At 62.5% G+C, this 21,715-nt stretch carries 18 protein-coding genes; 12 read left to right on the plus strand and 6 right to left on the minus strand.

What is annotated here, in order from left to right; all coding sequences use genetic code 11:
• The first annotated feature begins 59 nt into the window (after positions 1-59).
• Complete coding sequence (locus HMPREF3173_RS03015; protein ID WP_070571470.1) at positions 60-3,080, plus strand: D-2-hydroxyglutarate dehydrogenase YdiJ; 3,021 nt, start codon at positions 60-62, stop codon at positions 3,078-3,080.
• Positions 3,081-3,185: 105 nt separating this feature from the next.
• Here the strand turns inward: HMPREF3173_RS03015 and HMPREF3173_RS03020 are convergent, their stop codons facing one another.
• The 5 genes from HMPREF3173_RS03020 to phhA form a co-directional block, all read right to left on the minus strand.
• Positions 3,186-4,385, minus strand: coding sequence for an MFS transporter (locus HMPREF3173_RS03020; RefSeq protein WP_070571471.1), 1,200 nt, complete (start codon positions 4,383-4,385; stop codon positions 3,186-3,188).
• Positions 4,386-4,487: 102 nt separating this feature from the next.
• Complete coding sequence (locus HMPREF3173_RS24800) at positions 4,488-4,616, minus strand: hypothetical protein (protein WP_256543836.1); 129 nt, start codon at positions 4,614-4,616, stop codon at positions 4,488-4,490.
• A 231-nt stretch (positions 4,617-4,847) separates the two neighbouring features.
• A complete protein-coding gene (locus tag HMPREF3173_RS03030) occupies positions 4,848-6,044 on the minus strand; it encodes an amino acid aminotransferase (protein WP_168166361.1) in 1,197 nt (398 codons plus the stop codon).
• Entirely contained in the window at positions 6,041-6,397 is a 357-nt protein-coding gene (locus HMPREF3173_RS03035; RefSeq protein ID WP_028691075.1) for a 4a-hydroxytetrahydrobiopterin dehydratase, read from the minus strand. Before HMPREF3173_RS03035 ends, HMPREF3173_RS03030 begins: the two co-directional genes overlap by 4 nt.
• 39 nt (positions 6,398-6,436) lie before the next feature.
• On the minus strand, positions 6,437-7,225 hold the full coding sequence (phhA, locus tag HMPREF3173_RS03040) for a phenylalanine 4-monooxygenase (protein WP_043209381.1): 789 nt from the start codon (positions 7,223-7,225) through the stop codon (positions 6,437-6,439).
• 257 nt (positions 7,226-7,482) lie between these two features.
• Between phhA and HMPREF3173_RS03045 the strand changes: the two genes are divergently transcribed.
• On the plus strand, positions 7,483-9,042 hold the full coding sequence (locus HMPREF3173_RS03045; protein WP_070571476.1) for a sigma-54-dependent transcriptional regulator: 1,560 nt from the start codon (positions 7,483-7,485) through the stop codon (positions 9,040-9,042).
• A gap of 95 nt (positions 9,043-9,137) precedes the next feature.
• Here HMPREF3173_RS03045 and HMPREF3173_RS03050 read toward each other — a convergent pair whose 3' ends face one another.
• The gene (locus HMPREF3173_RS03050; protein ID WP_043209383.1) at positions 9,138-9,395 is read right to left on the minus strand and encodes a DUF2790 domain-containing protein; all 258 of its coding nucleotides are present in this window, start codon (positions 9,393-9,395) and stop codon (positions 9,138-9,140) included.
• 416 nt (positions 9,396-9,811) lie between these two features.
• On the opposite strand from HMPREF3173_RS03050, the gene acs reads away from it, so the two are divergent.
• The 10 genes from acs (at position 9,812) to astD (ending at position 21,713) form a co-directional block, all read left to right on the plus strand.
• Positions 9,812-11,773, plus strand: coding sequence for an acetate--CoA ligase (gene acs / locus HMPREF3173_RS03055; protein ID WP_070571478.1), 1,962 nt, complete (start codon positions 9,812-9,814; stop codon positions 11,771-11,773).
• 524 nt (positions 11,774-12,297) lie between these two features.
• A complete protein-coding gene (locus tag HMPREF3173_RS03060; RefSeq protein ID WP_043209388.1) occupies positions 12,298-13,083 on the plus strand; it encodes an ABC transporter substrate-binding protein in 786 nt (261 codons plus the stop codon).
• 90 nt (positions 13,084-13,173) lie between these two features.
• Entirely contained in the window at positions 13,174-13,863 is a 690-nt protein-coding gene (locus HMPREF3173_RS03065) for an ABC transporter permease (protein WP_043209390.1), read from the plus strand.
• Entirely contained in the window at positions 13,860-14,558 is a 699-nt protein-coding gene (locus tag HMPREF3173_RS03070; RefSeq protein WP_043209392.1) for an ABC transporter permease, read from the plus strand. The genes HMPREF3173_RS03065 and HMPREF3173_RS03070 overlap by 4 nt, the downstream gene beginning before the upstream one ends.
• 22 nt (positions 14,559-14,580) lie before the next feature.
• Complete coding sequence (locus tag HMPREF3173_RS03075) at positions 14,581-15,345, plus strand: ABC transporter ATP-binding protein (protein WP_043209394.1); 765 nt, start codon at positions 14,581-14,583, stop codon at positions 15,343-15,345.
• A 99-nt stretch (positions 15,346-15,444) separates the two neighbouring features.
• Entirely contained in the window at positions 15,445-16,425 is a 981-nt protein-coding gene (argR, locus tag HMPREF3173_RS03080) for a transcriptional regulator ArgR (RefSeq protein ID WP_043209396.1), read from the plus strand.
• Positions 16,426-16,753: 328 nt separating this feature from the next.
• Positions 16,754-17,974, plus strand: coding sequence for an aspartate aminotransferase family protein (locus tag HMPREF3173_RS03085; protein ID WP_070571479.1), 1,221 nt, complete (start codon positions 16,754-16,756; stop codon positions 17,972-17,974).
• Positions 17,975-18,122: 148 nt separating this feature from the next.
• Positions 18,123-19,142 (plus strand): arginine/ornithine succinyltransferase subunit alpha, encoded by a 1,020-nt coding sequence (aruF, locus tag HMPREF3173_RS03090; RefSeq protein WP_043209401.1) that lies wholly within the window; start codon positions 18,123-18,125, stop codon positions 19,140-19,142.
• Positions 19,143-19,223: 81 nt separating this feature from the next.
• Positions 19,224-20,249: an arginine N-succinyltransferase gene (gene astA, locus HMPREF3173_RS03095; protein WP_043209403.1), complete on the plus strand. Its 1,026-nt coding sequence runs from the start codon at positions 19,224-19,226 to the stop codon at positions 20,247-20,249.
• The gene (gene astD / locus HMPREF3173_RS03100; RefSeq protein WP_070571481.1) at positions 20,250-21,713 is read left to right on the plus strand and encodes a succinylglutamate-semialdehyde dehydrogenase; all 1,464 of its coding nucleotides are present in this window, start codon (positions 20,250-20,252) and stop codon (positions 21,711-21,713) included.
• Positions 21,714-21,715 lie beyond the last annotated feature (2 nt).

Consider the following 21,715-nt stretch of genomic DNA (forward strand, 5'->3'; position numbering starts at 1 on the left):
CCATCCATGCCGGAGTGACAGTATTTCCGTGAATTTGCCTATATAGAGGCCATCCTTCGATGATCGCCCAGCTGTCGACCCGTGCGCCTGCCGCCCACTACCCAGAGTTCCTCGAAGCGCTGCGCAACAGCGGCTTCCGTGGCCAGATCAGCGCCGACTACGGCACCCGTACCGTGCTCGCCACGGACAACTCCATCTATCAGCGCCTGCCCCAGGCGGCGGTGTTCCCGATGGACGCCGACGATGTCGCCCGGGTTGCCACCTTGATGGCCGAGCCACGGTTCTGCCAGATCAAGCTGACCCCGCGTGGTGGCGGCACCGGCACCAACGGCCAGTCGCTTACCGACGGCATCGTTGTCGACCTGTCGCGGCACATGAACAAGATCCTTGAGATCAACGTCGAGGAGCGTTGGGTCCGGGTCCAGGCCGGCACCGTCAAGGACCAGCTCAACGCCGCGCTCAAACCCCATGGGCTGTTCTTCGCCCCGGAGCTGTCCACCTCCAACCGTGCCACCGTCGGTGGCATGATCAACACCGACGCCAGCGGTCAAGGTAGCTGCACCTACGGCAAGACCCGCGACCACGTGCTCGAACTGCATAGCATCTTGCTCGGCGGTGAGCGTCTGCACAGCCTGCCGATTGACGATGCCACGCTGGAGCAGGCCTGCGCTGCGCCCGGCCGGGTCGGTGAGGTGTACCGCATGGCCCGGGAGATCCAGCAAACCCAGGGCGAGCTGATCGAGAGCACTTTCCCCAAGCTAAACCGCTGCCTGACCGGCTACGACTTGGCGCACCTGCGCGACGAACAGGGCCGTTTCAACCTCAACAGCGTGCTGTGCGGCGCTGAGGGCTCGCTGGGCTATGTGGTCGAGGCCAAGCTCAACGTGCTGCCGATTCCGAAGTACGCTGTGCTGGTGAACGTGCGCTACACCAGCTTCATGGATGCCCTGCGCGATGCCAACGCGCTGATGGCGCACAAGCCATTGTCGATCGAGACCGTCGATTCCAAGGTGCTGATGCTGGCGATGCAGGACATCGTCTGGCACAGCGTCGCTGAATACTTCCCGGCCGACCCCGAGCGTCCGACCCTGGGCATCAACCTGGTCGAGTTCTGCGGTGACGAGCCGGCCGAGGTCAACGCTCGGGTCGAGGCATTCATCGCTCACTTGAAGGCCGATACCAGCGTCGAGCGCCTGGGCCACACCTTGGCCGAAGGCGCCGAGGCGGTGATCAAGGTCTACACCATGCGTAAGCGCTCGGTGGGCTTGCTGGGCAATGTCGAGGGCGAGGTTCGTCCGCAGCCGTTCGTCGAAGACACTGCGGTACCGCCGGAGCGGCTGGCCGATTACATCGCTGATTTCCGTGCATTGCTCGACAGCCATGGCCTGGCCTACGGCATGTTCGGTCACGTCGATGCCGGTGTGCTGCACGTGCGCCCAGCCCTGGACATGAAGGATCCGGCCCAGGCTGCGCTGGTCAAGCCGATCTCCGATGCCGTCGCCGTATTGACCCAACGCTATGGCGGCCTGTTGTGGGGCGAGCACGGCAAGGGCCTGCGCTCGGAATACGTGCCCGAATACTTCGGCGAGCTGTACCCGGCGCTGCAACGCCTCAAGGGCGCTTTCGACCCGCACAACCAGCTCAACCCGGGCAAGATCTGCACCCCACCGGACAGCAGCGAAGGTCTGACCCCGGTCGATGGCGTGACCCTGCGCGGCGACCTGGACCGTACCATCGACGAGCGTGTCTGGCAGAGCTTTGGCAGCGCGGTGCACTGCAACGGTAACGGCGCCTGCTACAACTACGACCCCAACGACGCCATGTGCCCTTCCTGGAAGGCCACCCGGGAGCGTCAGCATTCGCCCAAGGGCCGCGCTTCGCTGATTCGCGAATGGCTGCGTTTGCAGGGCGAGGCGGATATCGATGTGCTCGCTGCCGCACGTGGCAAGGTGTCCTGGCTCAAGGGTTTGCCGGCACGCCTGCGCAATGCCCGCGCCCGTCAGCAGGGGCAGGAGGATTTCTCCCACGAGGTCTATGACGCCATGGCTGGCTGCCTGGCGTGTAAATCCTGTGCGGGACAGTGCCCGATCAAAGTCAACGTGCCGGACTTCCGCTCGCGCTTCCTCGAGCTGTACCACGGCCGTTACCAGCGCCCGCTGCGCGACTACCTGATCGGTTCGCTGGAGTTCACCATCCCGTATCTGGCTCACGCGCCTGGCCTGTACAACGCCGTGATGGGCTCCAAATGGGTGAGCAAGTTATTGGCCGACAAGGTCGGCATGGTCGACAGCCCATTGATCAGTCGCTTCAACTTCCAGTCGACCTTGACCCGCTGCCGCGTCGGTGTGGCGAGCGTGCCGGCTCTGCGCGAGCTGACCCCAGCCCAGCGCGAGCGCGCCATCGTGCTGGTTCAGGATGCCTTTACCCGTTACTTCGAGACGCCATTGTTGGCGGCCTTCATCGAGCTGGCGCACCGTCTGGGCCATCGGGTGTTCCTGGCGCCTTACAGCGCCAATGGCAAGCCGCTGCACGTGCAGGGCTTCTTGGGGGCCTTCGCCAAGGCAGCGATCCGCAATGCCACCCAGCTCAAGGCGCTGGCCGAATGCGGTGTACCGCTGGTAGGCCTGGACCCGGCCATGACCCTGGTGTATCGCCAGGAGTACCAGAAGGTCGATGGCTTGGACGGCTGCCCGAAGGTACTACTGCCCCAGGAGTGGCTGATGGACGTGCTGCCGGAGCAGGCTGCCGTCGACGCTGGCAGCTTCCGTCTGATGGCCCACTGCACCGAGAAGACCAATGTGCCGGCCAGCACCCGGCAGTGGGAACAGGTGTTCGCGCGCCTGGGCCTGAAGCTGGTCACTGAGGCTACCGGTTGCTGCGGCATGTCCGGCACCTATGGCCACGAGGCGCGCAACCAGCAGACCTCGCGGACCATCTTCGAGCAGTCCTGGGCCACCAAGCTGGACAAGGAGGGAGAGCCATTGGCCACAGGGTATTCGTGCCGCAGCCAGGTCAAGCGCATGACCGAGCGTCAGATGCGCCATCCATTGGAAGTGGTGCTGCAGTACGCGCAGCGTTAGTCGTTCTGGCCTCTTCGCAGGTAAACCCGCCTCCACAAGGATCATCGCCAACCCTTGTGGAAGCGGGCTTACCCGCGAAGAAGCGGATCAGGCAGCGCAGGGCTTTCAGGTTTCGTCGACGTGCTGGCGCAGGCGTCGTGCCTGGCGGTACAGATAGAGACTCAACACCAGCCCGCAAGCCGCCGCGCCGGCGGCGAACAGAAAGATCGAAGCAAAGCCGAAGCCCGACGCCACCGCGCCCACCAAGGGCCCGGTGATGCCCAGCGATAGATCGATGAATAGCGAATAGGCGCCCACCGCAGCCCCGCGGTTGGCAGCTGACACTTGATTGACCGCCTCCACGCCCAGCGCCGGAAACACCAGCGAAAAACCGAAACCACTGAGGGCGGCGCCTGCCAGGGCCAGCTCCGTGCTGGTCGCCTGCCATAGCATCAACAGGCCAAGGGCTTCGACGGTCAGGCAGGCAATGGCCACGCGGAACCCGCCGATACGATTGATCAAGTGGCCGAACAACAAGCGGGCACCGATGAAGCAGGCCCCGAACACAGTCAGGCACAGCGCTGCGTTGTTCCAGTCGCGGCTGGCGTAGTAGAGCGTGATGAAGGTGGCGATGGTGCCGAAACCGATCGAGCCCAGGGCGAGCCCCGACCCATGTGGGAAGACCTTGCCCAGGACCCGCAGGAACGGCAGCCGCACACCTGCGACGATCGGCGCGGCGCGCTTGGGCCAGGCCAGCAGCAGGCCGATGCCTCCCAGCAGCATGATGCTCACGCCCATGCTCCACAGCCCCAGGCTTTTCACCATCAGCACCCCGAGCGGTGCGCCGACGGCCAGCGCGCCGTAGCTGGCGATGCCGTTCCAGGAAATCACCTTGGCGGTGTGCTCGGCACCGACCCGGCCGATGCCCCAGCCGATGGCGCCTGAGCCGACCAGGCTTTCAGCGCTGCCCAGCACCAGACGGCCAATGAGCAGGCACGCCAGGCTCAGCCAGGGCAGGTGGGTGAAGAAGCTGCTGGCCAGCATCAGCACGCCGCTCAGGCTGCAGCCGAGCAGGCCGTACATCACGGCCTTCTTGCTGCCGAGATTGTCGATGATGCGCCCGGCATGGGGGCGGCTGAGCAGGGTGGCCAGGTACTGCACGCTGATCACCAACCCCGCAACAATTGCGCTGAAACCCAGGTCGTTGTGCACATAACTCGGCAGCACGGCCAAGGGAATGCCGATGTTCAGGTAGCCGATAAAGGTGAAAAGGACGATGGAGACAACTTGCAGGGTGACCGCAAGGGGACGCGGTGAGTCGGGCATGGAGGTCTTTGGCGGGTAAAGGGTTCTGGACGGTGTGAAAACGCGATGACGGGCAAGTTCCCGCGAGTCAGCCGTTTTCACACAGTCGGGGGGATGCGCGATTTATTCCTGGTCAGCGCTGGATTGATCGTCGCCATCCTGTTCGACGGCAGGCGTCGGTTCGGTGTGGGCGGCAACGGTTTGCTCTTCGGGGTTCAGGCTTGGGAAGGGAAGATTCGGGATTTCATGCATCTCGTCGTTCCTCGCAAGTGTGAGTGAAAAGACTGCGCCAGGCGCGTGTGTGGCTTCGAAAAGCTGGGGCAGGATACAGGAGTCCGGATGACAGTTTGAGTTTTTTCCGCCCTGCGGCGCGGTTTTGCGGGCGGCTATCGGACAATCGGGGAAGCTTTTTCGCGGGGTAAGCCCGCTCCGGCAAAGGCCTCGTGCAAGCCTTGGCAGAGCGGTTTACCCGCGAATAGGCACTTACCGGCAGACGTCGGCGATGGCCGCTGCCAGTTGCTCCAGTCGCTGCGCATCGGCCCCGGCGATATTCGCCCGACCTGTGCCGACCATGTACACACTGTGCTTTTCACGCAGCAGGCGGACCTGCTCCGGGTTCAGCCCTGTGTAGGAGAACATCCCGCGTTGCGCGGCGATATGGGCGAAGCGCTCGGCCAGACCATGGGGGGCCAAGGCCTTGACCAGTCCCTCGCGCAGTTCGGCGATGCGCTGGCGCATGGCGTTGACCTCTTCGACCCATAGGGCTTTGAGGTCCGGATCGCCGAGGATCTGCGCGACCACCGCGGCGCCATGGTCCGGTGGTGTGGACCACAGGTTGCGGGCCAGCAGCGCCAGTTGGCTACGTACATCCAGGAGCTTTTCGGCGTCATGGCTGCAGACCAGCAGTGCGCCGGTCCGGTCGCGGTACAAGCCAAAGTTTTTCGAGCAGCTACTGGTGATCAACAGTTCCGGCAGTTGCGCAGCGAACAGGCGAACCGCCCAGGCGTCTTCTTCCAGACCATCACCGAAACCTTGGTAGGCAAAGTCGATCAGCGGCAGCAGGTTGCGCTTGCGCACGACTTCGAGCACGGCGCGCCAATCGTCCTGGCTCAGGTCGAAACCGGTGGGGTTGTGGCAGCATGCATGCAGCAGCACGACGTCGCCTTCCGGGGCCTGTTCCAAAGCGGCCAGCATGCCGGCGACATCCAGGCGGTTGTCCGCACCCACGTAGGGATAATGGGACACCTTAAGCTTGGCGCCAGCAAAGATGGTCTCGTGGATCGGCCAGGTGGGGTCGCTGAGCCAGATGCCACGCCCCGGCAGGCAATGGGCGATGAACTCTGCCGCCAGGCGCAGGGCGCCGGTGCCACCAGGGGTCTGGGTGGCGCCGGCACGGTGGCTGTCGAGCAGCGGCGAGGCGCTGCCCAAGACCAGTTCGCTGACCAGGCGGCCGAATTCAGCATCGCCATGGCCGCTCACGTAGCTCTTGGTGGCTTGATGCTCCACCAGGCGCTGCTCGGCCTGCTTGACCGCTGCGGGAATCGGGGTCAAGCCCTGGGCGTCCTTGAACACGCCCACGCCCAGGTCGAACTTGGCCGGGTTGGTGTCGCGGGCGTAGGCTTCCATCAGCCCGAGGATCGGGTCGCCTGGGACCCGGCCAATGGCCGCGAAATGCATCACTTGCGCCCTTCGGCGGTCTTGGCGACTTCGTCGGTGCGGGCGCACATGATGAAGTCGTTGCGGTGCAGGCCCTTGATCGAGTGGCTCCACCAGGTAACGGTGACCTTGCCCCACTCGGTCAGCAGACCAGGGTGGTGGCCTTCGGCTTCGGCGATTTCACCGATGGCGTTGGTAAAGGCCAGGGCATGCTTGAAGTTCTTGAACAGGAAGACACGCTCCAGCTCCATGTGGCCGTCGCGCACTTCAATGTTCCAGTCCGGGATCTCACGGATCAGTTCGGCCAGTTCTTCGTCGGTGACTTTAGGGGCGTCGGCGCGGCAGGCTTCGCAATGGGCTTGGTTCAAGGCATTCATGGGTGTTTTTCCGATTTGAGTTGTTATCGACAAGGCAGCTCAGGCAGCCGCCTTGGGTGGAAACTTCGGCGCGTGCAGGCCCAGTTTCATGGCCTGGTGGACCATGCCCATGATGTCTTCGTGGGCCAGGTCGAACAAACGCTTGAGGTTAGGCAGGACAAAGTACAGAGGCTGCAGGATATCGATCCGATAGGGCGTGCGCATGGCCTCGATCGGATCGAACGCCTGGTGCTCTGGCTCGTCGGACAGGCTGTAGACGGTTTCCTTGGGCGAGGAGAGGATGCCGCCGCCGTAGATCTTGCGACCTTGGGCAGTCTCCATCAGGCCGAACTCGATGGTCATCCAGTACAGGCGGGCCAGGTAGACGCGTTCTTCCTTGGTCGCCGCCAGGCCCAGCTTGCCGTAGGTGTGGGTGAACTCGGCGAACCAGGGGTTGGTCAGCAGCGGGCAATGGCCGAAGATCTCATGGAAGATGTCCGGTTCCTGCAGGTAGTCCAGCTCTTCGGGGGTACGGATGAACGTGGCCACCGGGAAGCGTTTGCTGGCCAGCAGCTCGAAGAAGGTCTGGAAAGGGATCAACGCAGGGACGCGGGCGACTTGCCAGCCGGTGGTGGCGCCCAGGACCTTGTTGATTTCGCCCAGTTGCGGGATGCGGTCGTAGGGCAGCTTGAGCTGCTCGATGCCGTCGAGGTATTCCTGGCAGGCGCGGCCTTCGATCACTTTCATCTGTCGGGTGATCAGGGTGTTCCACACCGCGTGTTCCTGTTGCGGGTAGTCGATAAAACCATGCGCATCGGGCTCGCGTGCCACGTATTGCGTCTGTTTCATGTGGCTCTCCTGGTGAGGGCTTTCTTGTTATGTGCAGGACATGCCTTAAGGAATATCCCCTTGCCTGAGCCTTTGCACGGGGTATGGCGCGAGGGTGGGCCGAGTCGGTACGTTGTTTCTGTAACGATAATTTTACAAAAAGGCCGGGATGCCGGAAAATCACAGGCATCGAGCTGGCCTTAGCTGGGTTTTTGTCAGCTTATCTTTACGACTTTTCCACGCGTCGCTGAAATTTCTGCGCGCCTCGGGGCTTTTCCATGCGTATCAAAGTGCATTGTCAGAACCGCATCGGCATCCTGCGGGACATCCTCAACCTGTTGGTGGAATACGGCATCAACGTGTTGCGTGGGGAGGTTGGCGGCGATCACGGCAATGCCATTTACCTGCACTGCCCGAACCTGATCAACCTGCAGTTCCAGGCGCTGCGGCCCAAGTTCGAGTCGATCGCCGGTGTGTTCGGGGTCAAGCGCGTAGGCTTGATGCCCAGCGAACGCCGGCACATGGAACTCAACGCCTTACTCGGTGCGCTGGATTTCCCGGTGTTGTCGGTCGACATGGGTGGCAGCATCGTCGCGGCCAACCGCAGCGCCGCTCAGTTGCTGGGGGTGCGGGTCGACGAAGTGCCGGGGCTTCCGCTGGCGCGCTATGTCGAGGACTTCGACCTGCCGGAACTGGTACGGGCCAACAAGTCGCGGATCAACGGCTTGCGCATCAAGGTCAAGGGCGATGTGTTTCTTGCCGATATCGCGCCGCTGCAATCGGAACACGACGATAGCGAGGCGCTGGCGGGTGCGGTGCTGACGCTACACCGGGCAGATCGTATTGGTGAGCGCATCTACAACGTGCGCAAGCAGGAGCTGCGCGGCTTCGACAGCATTTTCCAGAGCTCTCGGGTGATGGCTGCGGTGGTACGTGAGGCGCGGCGCATGGCACCTCTGGATGCACCGCTGCTGATCGAAGGCGAAACGGGTACCGGCAAGGAGCTGTTGGCGCGTGCCTGTCACCTGGCCAGCCCACGCGGCCAGGCGCCGTTGATGGCACTCAACTGCGCGGGCCTTCCGGAATCGATGGCTGAGACTGAGCTGTTCGGCTATGGCCCGGGCGCTTTCGAAGGCGCCCGGGCCGAAGGCAAGCTGGGCCTGCTGGAGCTGACCGCCGGTGGCACGTTGTTCCTCGACGGTGTGGGAGAGATGAGCCCGCGCCTGCAGGTCAAGCTGCTGCGGTTCCTGCAGGATGGCTGCTTCCGCCGGGTGGGCAGTGACGAGGAGGTGTATCTCGATGTGCGGGTCATTTGCGCCACCCAGGTCGATCTCTCCGAGTTGTGCGCCCGGGGCGAGTTCCGCCAGGACCTGTATCACCGCCTCAATGTGTTGTCGCTGCATATCCCGCCGCTGCGCGAGTGCATGGACGGGCTGGACGGGCTGGTGCAGCATTTTCTCGACCAGGCCAGTCGGCAGATTGGTTGCCCGATGCCGCGTCTGGCGCCAGCGGCGATGGACAAGCTCAGCCAGTACCACTGGCCAGGCAATGTGCGCCAGTTGGAGAACGTGCTGTTCCAGGCGGTGTCGTTGTGCGAGGGCGGGGTAGTGAAGGGCGAGCATATTCGCCTGCCGGACTATGGTGCGCGGCAACCATTGGGTGAGTTTTCGCTGGAAGGGGATCTTGCGCAAATTGTCGGACGATTTGAAAAGGCTGTGCTGGAATCCTTGATGACGGAATATTCCAGTAGTCGAGCGCTGGGCAAACGTCTGGGTGTTTCACATACGACAATAGCCAATAAGTTGCGCGATTACTCGCTCAACAAATCGGCGGAATGAAGTAAGAGATATGAATTACTCGACATTGAGTAAACACAACTTTTGGCGCCGCGCGCCTCGGGATGTTCGAGGCGCAGCAGGCGTTACTGCCAATATCAGCCGTTGGAGCAGCCGTTGCCCATCACGCGGTACTCGAGGATGTGCTTCTGGCCTTGGGAATCCTCATAGGTCATGCGGGCTGGAACCACTTCACAGACGTTCGGGACTTCGCTCATCGAGAGTACGCGGGCGATGTCCAGGTGCTGCGAGTAACTGTACTGCTCAACCGGAATCTGCTCGACATCCTTTGCAACTTCGTCGGCCATCGCCGCGCTGCAAAGACCGCCAAGTACCAATGCCAGTAACGCTTTCATTTTCAATTTACCTATTTTAGGTCGTGAGGGGGCACGCGGCGCTTTTGGCGCCGCGAGTACAGCCAGGTCTTAACTATCGGATCAAGAGAGGGATCAACTTGCCTTCGTGGGGGCTGTTACTTGAGTTAATCGCCTTGCCGTTGTTGGCGAGATGAATTTTATGGCGGGGCAGTGCACTGAAACAGATGGACTTTTGATAAAGTTTTTTTGCCTTTTGACAGAATCTGTAACAATCCCCAGGATCGGCTCCTCGTTTTTTTTCTTCACCGCCCTGTGAGTGCTGGGTTAGAGCGGTTGTGTAAGTTTTTGTAGGGAATTCAGCGTTTCGCTACTACCAACGTCGAATGGCTTTTCGCGCTCTGGTACAGTTACAAACGATTCCATACAAAAACAACTATTACACCGAGGTAAAACAGATGAGTGCGGCTCCCCTGTATCCCGTTCGTCCCGAGGTTGCGGCCAATACCCTGACCGACGAGGCCACCTACAAGGCCATGTACCAGCAGTCGGTGATCAACCCGGACGGCTTCTGGCGCGAGCAGGCCCAGCGCCTGGACTGGATCAAGCCCTTCACCAAGGTCAAGCAGACCTCCTTCGACGATCACCATGTCGACATCAAGTGGTTCGCTGATGGCACTCTGAACGTTTCCTACAACTGCCTCGACCGTCATCTGGCCGAGCGTGGCGATCAGGTCGCCATCATTTGGGAAGGCGACGACCCGGCTGACAGCCGTAACATCACCTATCGCGAGTTGCACGAGCAGGTCTGCAAGTTCGCCAACGCCCTGCGTGGCCAGGACGTGCACCGCGGTGACGTGGTGACTATCTATATGCCGATGATCCCTGAGGCCGTGGTGGCCATGCTGGCCTGCGCACGCATCGGCGCGATCCACTCGGTGGTATTCGGTGGCTTCTCGCCCGAGGCGTTGGCTGGGCGCATCATCGATTGCCGCTCGAAGGTCGTCATCACCGCCGACGAAGGTGTGCGCGGTGGACGTCGTACCCCACTCAAGGCCAATGTCGACCTGGCCCTGACCAACCCTGAAACCAGCAGCGTGCAGAAGATCATCGTGTGCAAGCGCACTGGCGGTGACATTGCCTGGCACCAGCACCGTGACATCTGGTACGAGGACTTGATGAAGGTCGCCTCCAGCCACTGCGCCCCGAAGGAAATGGGTGCCGAGGAGCCGCTGTTCATCCTTTATACCTCCGGCTCGACCGGCAAGCCCAAGGGTGTGCTGCACACCACCGGTGGCTACCTGGTGTACGCCGCACTGACCCACGAGCGGGTGTTCGACTACCGTCCGGGCGAAGTCTACTGGTGCACCGCCGACGTGGGTTGGGTCACCGGTCACAGCTATATCGTCTACGGCCCTCTGGCCAACGGCGCGACCACGCTGTTGTTCGAAGGCGTGCCGAACTACCCGGACATCACCCGCGTGTCGAAGATCATCGACAAGCACAAGGTCAACATTCTCTACACCGCACCGACCGCCATTCGCGCCATGATGGCCGAAGGGCAGGCCGCAGTGGCCGGTGCCGACGGCTCCAGCCTGCGCCTGCTGGGTTCGGTGGGCGAGCCGATCAACCCTGAAGCCTGGAACTGGTACTACCAGACTGTGGGCAAGGAGCGTTGCCCGATCGTCGACACTTGGTGGCAAACCGAGACGGGCGGCATCCTGATCAGCCCGCTGCCAGGCGCCACGGGCCTGAAGCCTGGCTCGGCGACCCGTCCGTTCTTCGGCGTAGTGCCGGCGTTGGTGGACAACCTGGGCAATCTGATCGAGGGCGCTGCCGAGGGCAACCTGGTGATCCTCGACTCCTGGCCGGGCCAGTCGCGTTCGTTGTACGGCGACCACGACCGCTTCGTCGATACCTACTTCAAGACCTTCCGCGGCATGTATTTCACCGGTGACGGTGCTCGCCGTGACGAGGATGGCTACTACTGGATCACCGGCCGGGTCGATGACGTGCTCAACGTCTCCGGTCACCGCATGGGCACGGCCGAGATCGAAAGCGCCATGGTGGCGCATGCCAAGGTCGCCGAAGCTGCGGTGGTGGGCGTGCCGCACGACATCAAGGGGCAGGGCATCTATGTGTACGTGACGCTCAATGCTGGCGAGCAGCCGAGTGAGGCGCTGCGTCTGGAGCTTAAGAACTGGGTGCGCAAGGAGATCGGCCCGATCGCTTCGCCGGACGTGATCCAGTGGGCGCCGGGGCTGCCCAAGACTCGCTCGGGCAAGATCATGCGGCGCATCCTGCGCAAGATCGCCACGGGTGAATACGATGCGTTGGGGGACATCTCGACGCTGGCCGACCCTGGGGTGGTGCAGCATCTGATCGACACCCACAAGTCGATGGCGTTGGTGTCGGCGTGATGGTTGTGGGGCGCTTCGCGCCCCTTTCGCTCGCGTTTTTCGAAACAACGAAACCCCGCTCGGGCAACCGGCGGGGTTTTTGCTTTACTGGAGGGATGTTACCCGACATTCATCGGTAACCTTTCCTGTCACCGGATTCGCACAAAAGCGGGGCGAGTCGAAACAGTTAGATACCTTTGTGGTGCTGCGCGCGGGCTTTTCTTGCAAGCTGGCACGCTGGACTTGCCGGAGTACAAGGCTTTGCCAATAATAGGCCCGCTTATTGCTTGGCTTATAGGTTATTTTTCTTTTGCTCTTGCATATTGCGCGGGAGCTGTCAATATCGCCCGCCGCGGTTCAAGGCGCTTCTGTAAGTAGTTGTCGCTTTGAAGAAATATCGGCCACCGGGCTGTCGTTAAAATGCCACTCACTCGCTCGTGGTCTGCGACCTTGGTCGATACCCCCGCGGCTCGCGTTGTACCCATTCGCATGTCGGGCAGTCGTTACACCTGCCTTGTATTGCCCTGTACCGATGGAGTTACCTGATGAAGAAGCTCGCACTGCTTGGCGCCCTGGCGCTGTCCGTGTTGTCCCTGGTATCGCAGGCCGATGAGAAACCGTTGAAGATCGGTATCGAGGCTGCCTACCCACCCTTCGCCTTCAAGCAACCCGACGGCAGCATCGCCGGTTTCGACTACGACATCGGCAACGCCCTGTGCGAAGAGATGAAAGCCAAGTGCACTTGGGTCGAGCAAGAGTTCGACGGCCTGATTCCGGCGCTGAAAGTGCGCAAGATCGACGCCATTCTCTCGTCCATGTCCATCACCGAAGACCGCAAGAAGTCGGTCGACTTCACCAAGCGCTACTACCTGACCCCGGCTCGCCTGGTCATGAAGGATGGCACTCAGGTCAGCGAAGACCTGCATGAACTCAGCGGCAAGAAGATCGGCGTGCAGCGCGGTTCGATCCATGACCGCTTCGCCAAGGAAGTCCTGGCGCCCAAAGGGGCCACCGTCGTGCCTTACGGCACTCAGAACGAAATCTATCTCGACGTCGCAGCCGGTCGCCTGGACGGCACCGTTGCCGACGCCACCCTGCTCGAGGACGGCTTCCTCAAGACTGACGCCGGCAAGGGCTTTGCCTTCGTCGGTCCATCGTTCACCGACGTGAAGTACTTCGGTGACGGCGTCGGCATCGCCGTGCGCAAGGGCGACAACGCCAATCGTGAGCGCATCAATGCCGCGATCGACGCGATCCGCAAGAACGGTAAGTACAAGGCCATCGAAGCCAAGTACTTCAACTTCGACATCTATGGGCCTGAAGCTCAGTAAGACGTCGGGTTTCACCTGTGCAATGGTGCAAACAGCAGAGGCTCTGAGGTTTGCACCATTTTTCATTCCAAGTCCCGAGGAATCCCAATCATGTTGAAAGGCTACGGGGCAGTCATCCTCGATGGGGCATGGCTGACGCTGCAGCTCGCCCTGTCGTCGATGGCCCTGGCTATCGTGCTTGGCCTGATCGGCGTGGCGCTGCGTTTGTCGCCAGTACGCTGGTTGGCCTGGCTGGGTGATATGTACGCCACGGTGATCCGTGGCATTCCAGACCTTGTGCTGATCCTGCTGATCTTCTATGGCGGTCAGGATCTGATCAACCGCATTGCGCCGCTGGTCGGCTATGAAGACTACATTGACCTCAATCCGTTAGTGGCCGGTGTGGGCACCTTGGGCTTCATTTTCGGTGCATACCTTTCCGAAACATTCCGCGGTGCCTTCCTGGGTATTCCCAAGGGGCAGGCCGAGGCGGGCATGGCTTATGGCATGAGCGGCATGCAGGTTTTCTTCCGCATCATGGTGCCGCAAATGATCCGTCTGGCGATCCCAGGCTTCACCAACAACTGGTTGGTGCTGACCAAGGCCACGGCGCTGATCTCGGTGGTCGGCCTGCAGGACATGATGTTCAAGGCCAAGCAGGCGGCCGACGCCACGCGCGAGCCTTTTACCTTCTTCCTGGCAGTAGCGGCACTGTACCTGGTGCTCACCAGCATCTCGCTGCTGGCCCTGAAGTACCTCGAGCGACGCTATTCGGTGGGCGTAAAGGTGGCTGAACTATGATCTTCGACTACAACGTCATCTGGGAGGCCATGCCCCTTTACCTGGGCGGCCTGCTGACCACCTTGAAGCTGCTGGCGCTGTCGCTGTTCTTCGGCTTGCTGACGGCCATTCCCCTGGGCCTGATGCGTGTCTCCAAGCAGCCGCTGGTGAGCCTGGTCGCCTGGCTCTATACCTATGTGATCCGTGGCACGCCGATGCTCGTGCAGCTGTTCCTGATCTACTACGGTCTGGCGCAGTTCGAAGCCGTGCGCGAAAGCTTCCTCTGGCCCTGGCTGTCGAGCGCGACCTTCTGCGCGTGCCTGGCCTTTGCGATCAATACCAGCGCCTACACGGCCGAGATCATCGCCGGCAGTCTGCGGGCCACCCCGCACGGTGAGATCGAAGCGGCCAAGGCCATGGGCATGTCGCGCATGATGATGTACCGCCGCATCCTGCTGCCGTCGGCCTTGCGCCGGGCGCTGCCGCAGTACAGCAACGAGGTGATCATGATGCTGCAGACCACCAGTCTGGCCTCGATCGTCACCCTGATCGACATCACGGGCGCGGCACGTACCGTCAATGCCCAGTACTACCTGCCTTTCGAGGCCTACATCACGGCGGGCGTGTTCTACCTGTGCCTGACCTTCATTCTGGTGCGCCTGTTCAAGATGGCCGAACGCCGCTGGCTCAGCTACCTGGCGCCACGCAAGCACTGATCGCTCTGTGAGAACCGACAGCATGTACAAACTTCAAGTCCAAGACCTGCATAAGCGCTACGGCAGCCACGAAGTGCTCAAGGGCATTTCGCTCGAAGCCAAGGCGGGCGACGTGATCAGCATCATCGGCTCCAGTGGTTCGGGTAAGTCGACCTTCCTGCGCTGCATCAACCTGCTCGAGCAGCCGCACGCCGGGAAGATCCTGCTCAACAATGAAGAGCTCAAGCTGGTCCCCGGCAAGGATGGCGCGCTCAAGGCCGCCGACCCCAAACAGTTGCAGCGCATGCGTTCGCGCCTGTCGATGGTGTTCCAGCACTTCAACCTCTGGTCGCACATGACGGCGCTGGAGAACGTGATCGAGGCCCCGGTGCATGTGCTGGGCGTGAGCCGCAAGCAAGCGCTGGAAAAAGCCGAGCACTACCTGAACAAGGTGGGCGTGGCCCATCGCAAGGATGCCTTCCCCGGGCACATGTCCGGTGGTGAGCAGCAGCGGGTCGCGATCGCCCGGGCCTTGGCCATGGAGCCTGAGGTGATGCTGTTCGACGAGCCAACCTCGGCCCTTGACCCGGAGCTGGTGGGCGATGTGCTCAAGGTCATGCAATCGCTGGCTCAGGAAGGCCGCACCATGGTCGTGGTGACTCACGAAATGGGCTTCGCCCGTGAGGTGTCCAACCAATTGGTGTTCCTGCACAAGGGGTTGGTGGAAGAGCGCGGCAACCCGCGTGAAGTGCTGGTCAATCCGCAGTCGGAGCGACTCAAGCAGTTTCTTTCCGGCAGCCTGAAGTAAAGGCTGCACCTTGCACCAGAATAGGGCATGCTGCGCAGCGAAGCGCAGCTTGACCCGGCGCCACAGACACGAACGATCCCAGGTTTCGGACCACGCCCTATGACCACCCAGCGAATCGGATTTCTCATCTGGCCCAGTACCCGGCCGCTGACCCTGGCGCTGGCCGAGGAAGTGCTGCAGGTCGCCCAGCGGGTGCATCCGGATGTGTCTTACGAGTTGGTGTTTCTCCAGGCTGAAGTAGCGCCCGACGGGGCCTGGCGCTTGCCGGGCGAGCCTTGGAGCGGTCGTCTGGAGGGCTGTCAGAAGCTCTTTCTTCTGGCGGATGAGCCACCAGTGGCGGTGGGCTCGGCCCTGTCGTCCGCGCTCAAGCAACTGGCGCGCAGCGGTTGCCTGATTGGTGGTCTGTCGGCTGGTGTGTACCCGCTGGCGGCGCTGGGTCTGCTCGATGGTTATCGCGCCGCAGTGCACTGGCGTTGGCAGGATGACTTTGCCGAGCGCTTTCCCAAGGTCATCGCCACCAGTCACCTATTCGACTGGGACCGTGATCGCCTGACCGCATGTGGTGGCATGGCTGTCACCGACCTGCTGCTGGCGGTGCTGGCGCGTGATCACGGCGCCGAGCTTGCCGGAGCGGTGTCTGAGGAGCTGGTGGTCGAGCGCATTCGTGAAGGGGGCGAGCGCCAGCGTATTCCGCTGCAGAATCGGCTCGGCTCCAGCCATCCGAAGCTCACCCAGGCGGTGCTGCTGATGGAGGCCAACATCGAAGAGCCGCTGACCACCGACGAAATCGCCCAGCACGTGTGCGTGTCCCGTCGGCAACTCGAGCGAATCTTCAAGCAGTACCTCAATCGCGTACCCAGCCAGTATTACCTGGAGCTGCGCCTGAACAAGGCGCGGCAGATGCTGATGCAGACCAGCAAGTCGATCATCCAGATCGGGTTGTCGTGCGGGTTTTCCTCCGGGCCGCATTTCTCCAGTGCCTACCGCAACTTCTTTGGGGCCACGCCGCGCGAAGACCGCAATCAGCGGCGCAGCGCCAGCCCGTTCGAGCTCAGTTCGGCGCCTGCCGAAAAGGGCTGAGTCCTGATCGTTCGAGTCGGCCTTTTTCACAGGTGAACCTGCGTCTGCAGGTCCTCGTCGGCGTTGGTGTCCGGCGTGGCCTGTGGGGCGGGTTCACCTGCGAAAAGGCCACCGCTCTTCTTATGTGAACACCCGTTCACCCATCCCTTTCTCTCCCGTACACTGCGCGATTGCGACAGTGTTTGTCGCATTGCCGAAAACCTGCCTGAAACAGGGTTTTGCGCTGTAACAAGTTGTCGCCTGGCAGCAAGGACAGGCGCCGATCAGTCCTTACAATCCCCCCATCGCTCGCCACTTCCAGGCCAGCGTTCCTCTTCAGGAGACTCAGATGTCCGTTGAGCAAGCCCCGGTGCAACGTGCCGATTTCGACCAGGTCATGGTTCCCAACTATTCTCCGGCGGCCTTCATTCCTGTGCGAGGCGAGGGCTCCCGAGTCTGGGACCAGTCGGGTCGCGAACTGATCGACTTCGCCGGTGGTATCGCCGTGAACGCCTTGGGTCATTGCCATCCGGCGCTGGTCAAGGCCCTCACCGAGCAGGCCAATACCCTGTGGCATGTGTCCAACGTCTTCACCAACGAGCCGGCCCTGCGCCTGGCCCACAAGCTGGTGGACGCGACCTTCGCCGAGCGTGCCTTCTTCTGCAACTCTGGCGCCGAGTCCAACGAGGCCGCTTTCAAGCTGGCCCGTCGCGTGGCCCATGACCGCTTCGGCCCGGAGAAGCACGAGATCATCGCCACCGTGAACAGCTTCCACGGTCGCACCCTGTTCACCGTCAGTGTCGGTGGCCAGCCCAAGTACTCCGATGGCTTCGGTCCGAAGATCACCGGTATCAGCCATGTGCCATACAACGACCTCGAAGCGCTGAAAGCCCAGATTTCCGACAAGACCTGCGCTGTGGTGATCGAGCCGATCCAGGGCGAGAGTGGTGTGGTTCCGGCTGACAAGGCCTACCTGGAAGGCGCGCGCAAGCTGTGCGACGAACACAACGCGCTGCTGATTTTCGACGAAGTGCAGACCGGCGTGGGCCGTACCGGCTCGCTGTATGCCTACCAGCACTATGGCGTGACCCCGGATATCCTCACCAGCGCCAAGAGCCTGGGCGGCGGTTTCCCGATTGGCGCCATGCTGACCACCACCGACCTTGCCAAGCACCTGGCCGTCGGCACCCACGGCACCACCTATGGCGGTAACCCGCTGGCTTGCGCCGTGGCCTGCGCCGTGCTCGACGTGGTCAACACGCCTGAGACGCTGGCCGGCATCAAGGCCAAGCACGAGCGCTTCAAGTCTCGCCTGGAGAAGATCGGCCAGCAGTCCGGCCTGTTCACCCAGGTGCGTGGCGTCGGTCTGCTGATCGGTTGCGTGCTCAGCGAAGCCTGGAAAGGCAAGGCCAAGGACATCCTCAATGCCGCCGAGAAAGAAGGCGTGATGGTCCTGCAGGCCGGCCCGGACGTGGTGCGCTTCGCTCCGAGCCTGGTGGTGGAAGATGCTGACATCGACGAAGGTCTGGCGCGCTTCGAGCGTGCCGTGGCCAAGCTGACCCAGGGCTGATAGCCCGCAGTCACCCTCGCCGGCCCTGACTGCGGTCGGGGCTGGCGATACCCGAATTTCTGCGCGGGCGCCCGCTTTCCAACGAAGTAGCGCGCCCGTTGTTTTTCCGTGCCGATGCGTCGGCCTGTTTTCCCAAAGGAGTGACACCATGCTGGTGATGCGCCCCGCGCAAATGGCGGATCTGAACGAAGTGCAGCGCATGGCTGCCGACAGCCCCATTGGTGTCACCTCGCTGCCCGACGACGCCGGTCGCCTGGGCGACAAGATCGCCGCCTCGGAAACGTCCTTTGCCGCCGAAGTGAGCTTCAACGGCGAAGAAAGCTACTTCTTCGTCCTTGAAGACAACGAAACCGGCAAGCTCGTCGGTTGCTCGGCGATCGTCGCCTCGGCGGGCTACTCCGAGCCGTTCTACAGTTTTCGTAACGAGACCTTCGTGCACGCCTCGCGCGAGCTGAAGATCCACAACAAGATCCACGTCCTGTCGTTGTGCCACGACCTGACCGGCAACAGCCTGCTGACCAGCTTCTACGTGCTGCCGGAGTTGGTGAACAGCGCCTTCGCCGAACTCAACTCCCGCGGTCGTCTGCTGTTCATGGCTTCGCATCCGGAGCGCTTTGCCGATTCGGTGGTCACCGAGATCGTCGGCTACAGCGACGAGCAGGGGGAGTCGCCGTTCTGGGACGCCATCGGCCGCAACTTCTTCGACCTTAACTACGCCGACGCCGAGCGCCTGTGTGGCCTGAAGAGCCGCACCTTCCTCGCCGAACTGATGCCGCACTACCCGATCTACGTGCCGCTGCTGGCCGATGAGGCCCAGGAGGCCATGGGCCAGGTCCATCCGCGAGCGCAGATCACCTTCGACATCCTCATGCGCGAAGGCTTCGAGACCGAGCACTACATCGACATCTTCGACGGTGGCCCGACGTTGCACGCGCGCACCTCGGGCATCCGCTCGATCGCCCAGAGCCGGGTGGTGCCGGTAAAACTCGACGATAGCCCGATCAAGGGCGGGCGCGCCTATCTGGTCTGCAACGGCCAGTTGCAGGATTACCGCGCCGTGCTGCTGGAGCTGGACTGGGTGCCGGGTAAACCGGTCAGCCTCAGCCACGAAGCCGCTGATGCCCTGGGGGTCGGTGAGGGCGGCAGTGTCCGCCTGGTCGCCGTCTAAGCCTGCGCCCGGCCCGCCCGTGTCGGGGCGCCGGTTCAGAGAGATTCGCGGTAGGCACGAGCCGCCGCACAAGGAGATAGCATGATCGTTCGTCCCGTACGCAGCAGCGACTTACCCGCGCTGATCGAATTGGCACGCAGCACCGGCACCGGCCTGACCACCTTGCCGGCCAACGAAGGTCGCCTCGGACACCGTGTCGGCTGGGCCGAGAAGAGCTTCCGTGGCGAGGCCGAGCGCGCTGATACCGACTACCTGTTCGTGCTGGAGAACGACGAAGGCCTTGTGGTCGGCATCTGCGCCATCGCCGGCGCCGTGGGACTGCGCGAGCCTTGGTACAACTACCGCGTCGGCCTGACCGTCAGCGCCTCTCAGGAACTGAAGATCTATCGCGAGATCCCGACCCTGTTCCTGGCCAACGACCTGACGGGCAACTCCGAGCTGTGCTCTCTGTTCCTGCGGGGCGACTACCGCAGCGGCCTCAATGGCCGCCTGTTGTCCAAGGCGCGCATGCTGTTCATCGCCGAATTCCCGGAACTGTTCGGCAACAAGATCATCGCCGAAATGCGTGGCATGTCCGACGAGAACGGTCGTTCGCCATTCTGGGAGAGCCTGGGGCGGCACTTCTTCAAGATGGAGTTCAGCCAGGCCGACTACCTCACCGGTGTAGGCAACAAGTCCTTCATCGCAGAACTGATGCCCAAGTTCCCGCTGTATACCTGCTTCCTGTCGGAGGCTGCGCGCAACATCATCGGTCGTGTGCACCCCGACACCGAGCCTGCGCTGGCCATGCTCAAGCGCGAAGGCTTCAGTTACCAGGGCTATGTCGACATCTTCGACGCCGGCCCGGCCATCGAATGCGAAACCTCGAAGATCCGTGCCGTGCGCGAAAGCCAGACCCTGGTGCTGGCGGTCGGGACGCCAGGCGACGATGCGACCCCTTATCTGATTCATAACCGCAAGCGCGAGGACTGCCGCATCACCGCGGCGCCGGCACGCCTGGCGGCTGGCACTTTGGTGGTCGATCCACAGACCGCCAAGCGCCTGCGCCTGGGGGCCGGCGACAGTGTGCGCGCTGTGACGCTGTCCGCTAGCCGGGAGGCCAATTAAATGACGACCCATTACATCGCCGGCCAATGGCGGGCCGGGCAGGGCCAGGCCCTGCAATCGCTCAACCCGGTGACCCAGGCCGTAGTCTGGGAAGGGCAGGGGGCCGACGAGGCGCAGGTGCAGGCAGCCGTGCAGGCGGCACGCCAGGCCTTTCCAGCCTGGGCGCAGTTGAGCCTGGATGCGCGCATCGGTGTGTTGGAAGCCTTTGCCGAAAAGCTCAAGGCCAATGGTGACGCCCTGGCCCGCTGCATCGGCGAGGAAACCGGCAAGCCCCTGTGGGAATCGGCCACCGAAGTCACCAGCATGGTCAACAAAGTGGCCATCTCGGTGCAGAGCTACCGTGAGCGTACGGGCGAGAAGAGTGGGCCACTGGCCGACGCCACTGCCGTGCTGCGACACAAACCCCACGGCGTGGTGGCGGTGTTCGGCCCTTACAACTTCCCTGGGCACCTGCCCAATGGCCACATCGTCCCGGCCTTGCTGGCGGGCAATTGCGTGGTGTTCAAACCCAGTGAGCTGACCCCCAAGGTGGCCGAGCTGACCGTCAAGTGTTGGATCGAGGCGGGGCTGCCGGCAGGCGTGCTCAACCTGGTGCAAGGCGCCCGTGAGACCGGTGTCGCGCTGGCCGCCAATCCCGGTATCGATGGTCTGTTCTTCACCGGCTCCAGCCGTACCGGCAACCTGTTGCACCAGCAGTTCGCTGGTCGTCCGGACAAGATCCTCGCCCTGGAGATGGGCGGCAACAACCCATTGGTGGTGGACGAGGTTCAGGACCTGGACGCTGCCGTCTATACCATCATCCAGTCTGCCTTCATTTCCGCCGGCCAGCGCTGCACCTGCGCTCGCCGCCTGCTGGTGCCTCAAGGCGCCTGGGGTGACGCGCTGCTGGCGCGTCTGGTCGAAGTCAGCCGTGCCATCAGTGTCGGCGCGTTCGACCAGCAACCAGCGCCGTTCATGGGGTCGGTGATTTCGCTGCAGGCCGCCCGCGCACTGCTGGATGCCCAGGCTGAGTTGCTGGGTAAAGGGGCCGTGGCGCTGCTGGAGATGACCCAGCCACAGGCCGGCGCTGCCTTGCTGACACCCGGCATTATCGACGTCACCGCTGTGACCGGTCGCCCGGACGAAGAATTCTTCGGCCCGCTGCTGCAAGTGATCCGCTACAGCGACTTCGATGCCGCGATCGACGAGGCCAACAACACCCAGTACGGCCTGGCCGCAGGACTGCTGTCGGACTCCCGGGCGCGCTACCAGTACTTTTGGCTGCGCAGTCGCGCCGGCATCGTCAACTGGAACAAACAACTGACCGGCGCCGCCAGCAGCGCGCCGTTCGGTGGCGTCGGGGCCAGCGGCAACCACCGCGCCAGCGCCTATTACGCGGCTGATTATTGCGCCTACCCAGTGGCTTCGTTGGAGACCGCGAGCCTCACTCTGCCGGCGACCCTGACGCCGGGCGTCACCCTATAACA

The organism is Pseudomonas sp. HMSC08G10, from assembly GCF_001808425.1.
Taxonomy (GTDB): Bacteria; Pseudomonadota; Gammaproteobacteria; order Pseudomonadales; family Pseudomonadaceae; genus Aquipseudomonas; species Aquipseudomonas guariconensis.

Bases quoted from the DNA above. Each gene is read 5' to 3' on its own strand.
- HMPREF3173_RS03015 (WP_070571470.1), top strand. From the start codon at position 60: ATGATCGCCCAGCTGTCGACCCGTGCGCCTGCCGCCCACTACCCAGAG.
- HMPREF3173_RS03020 (WP_070571471.1), bottom strand. From the start codon at position 4,385: ATGCCCGACTCACCGCGTCCCCTTGCGGTCACCCTGCAAGTTGTCTCC.
- HMPREF3173_RS24800 (WP_256543836.1), bottom strand. From the start codon at position 4,616: ATGCATGAAATCCCGAATCTTCCCTTCCCAAGCCTGAACCCCGAAGAG.
- HMPREF3173_RS03035 (WP_028691075.1), bottom strand. From the start codon at position 6,397: ATGAATGCCTTGAACCAAGCCCATTGCGAAGCCTGCCGCGCCGACGCC.
- phhA (WP_043209381.1), bottom strand. From the start codon at position 7,225: ATGAAACAGACGCAATACGTGGCACGCGAGCCCGATGCGCATGGTTTT.
- HMPREF3173_RS03045 (WP_070571476.1), top strand. From the start codon at position 7,483: ATGCGTATCAAAGTGCATTGTCAGAACCGCATCGGCATCCTGCGGGAC.
- HMPREF3173_RS03050 (WP_043209383.1), bottom strand. From the start codon at position 9,395: ATGAAAGCGTTACTGGCATTGGTACTTGGCGGTCTTTGCAGCGCGGCG.
- acs (WP_070571478.1), top strand. From the start codon at position 9,812: ATGAGTGCGGCTCCCCTGTATCCCGTTCGTCCCGAGGTTGCGGCCAAT.
- HMPREF3173_RS03060 (WP_043209388.1), top strand. From the start codon at position 12,298: ATGAAGAAGCTCGCACTGCTTGGCGCCCTGGCGCTGTCCGTGTTGTCC.
- HMPREF3173_RS03065 (WP_043209390.1), top strand. From the start codon at position 13,174: ATGTTGAAAGGCTACGGGGCAGTCATCCTCGATGGGGCATGGCTGACG.
- HMPREF3173_RS03070 (WP_043209392.1), top strand. From the start codon at position 13,860: ATGATCTTCGACTACAACGTCATCTGGGAGGCCATGCCCCTTTACCTG.
- HMPREF3173_RS03075 (WP_043209394.1), top strand. From the start codon at position 14,581: ATGTACAAACTTCAAGTCCAAGACCTGCATAAGCGCTACGGCAGCCAC.
- argR (WP_043209396.1), top strand. From the start codon at position 15,445: ATGACCACCCAGCGAATCGGATTTCTCATCTGGCCCAGTACCCGGCCG.
- HMPREF3173_RS03085 (WP_070571479.1), top strand. From the start codon at position 16,754: ATGTCCGTTGAGCAAGCCCCGGTGCAACGTGCCGATTTCGACCAGGTC.
- aruF (WP_043209401.1), top strand. From the start codon at position 18,123: ATGCTGGTGATGCGCCCCGCGCAAATGGCGGATCTGAACGAAGTGCAG.
- astA (WP_043209403.1), top strand. From the start codon at position 19,224: ATGATCGTTCGTCCCGTACGCAGCAGCGACTTACCCGCGCTGATCGAA.
- astD (WP_070571481.1), top strand. From the start codon at position 20,250: ATGACGACCCATTACATCGCCGGCCAATGGCGGGCCGGGCAGGGCCAG.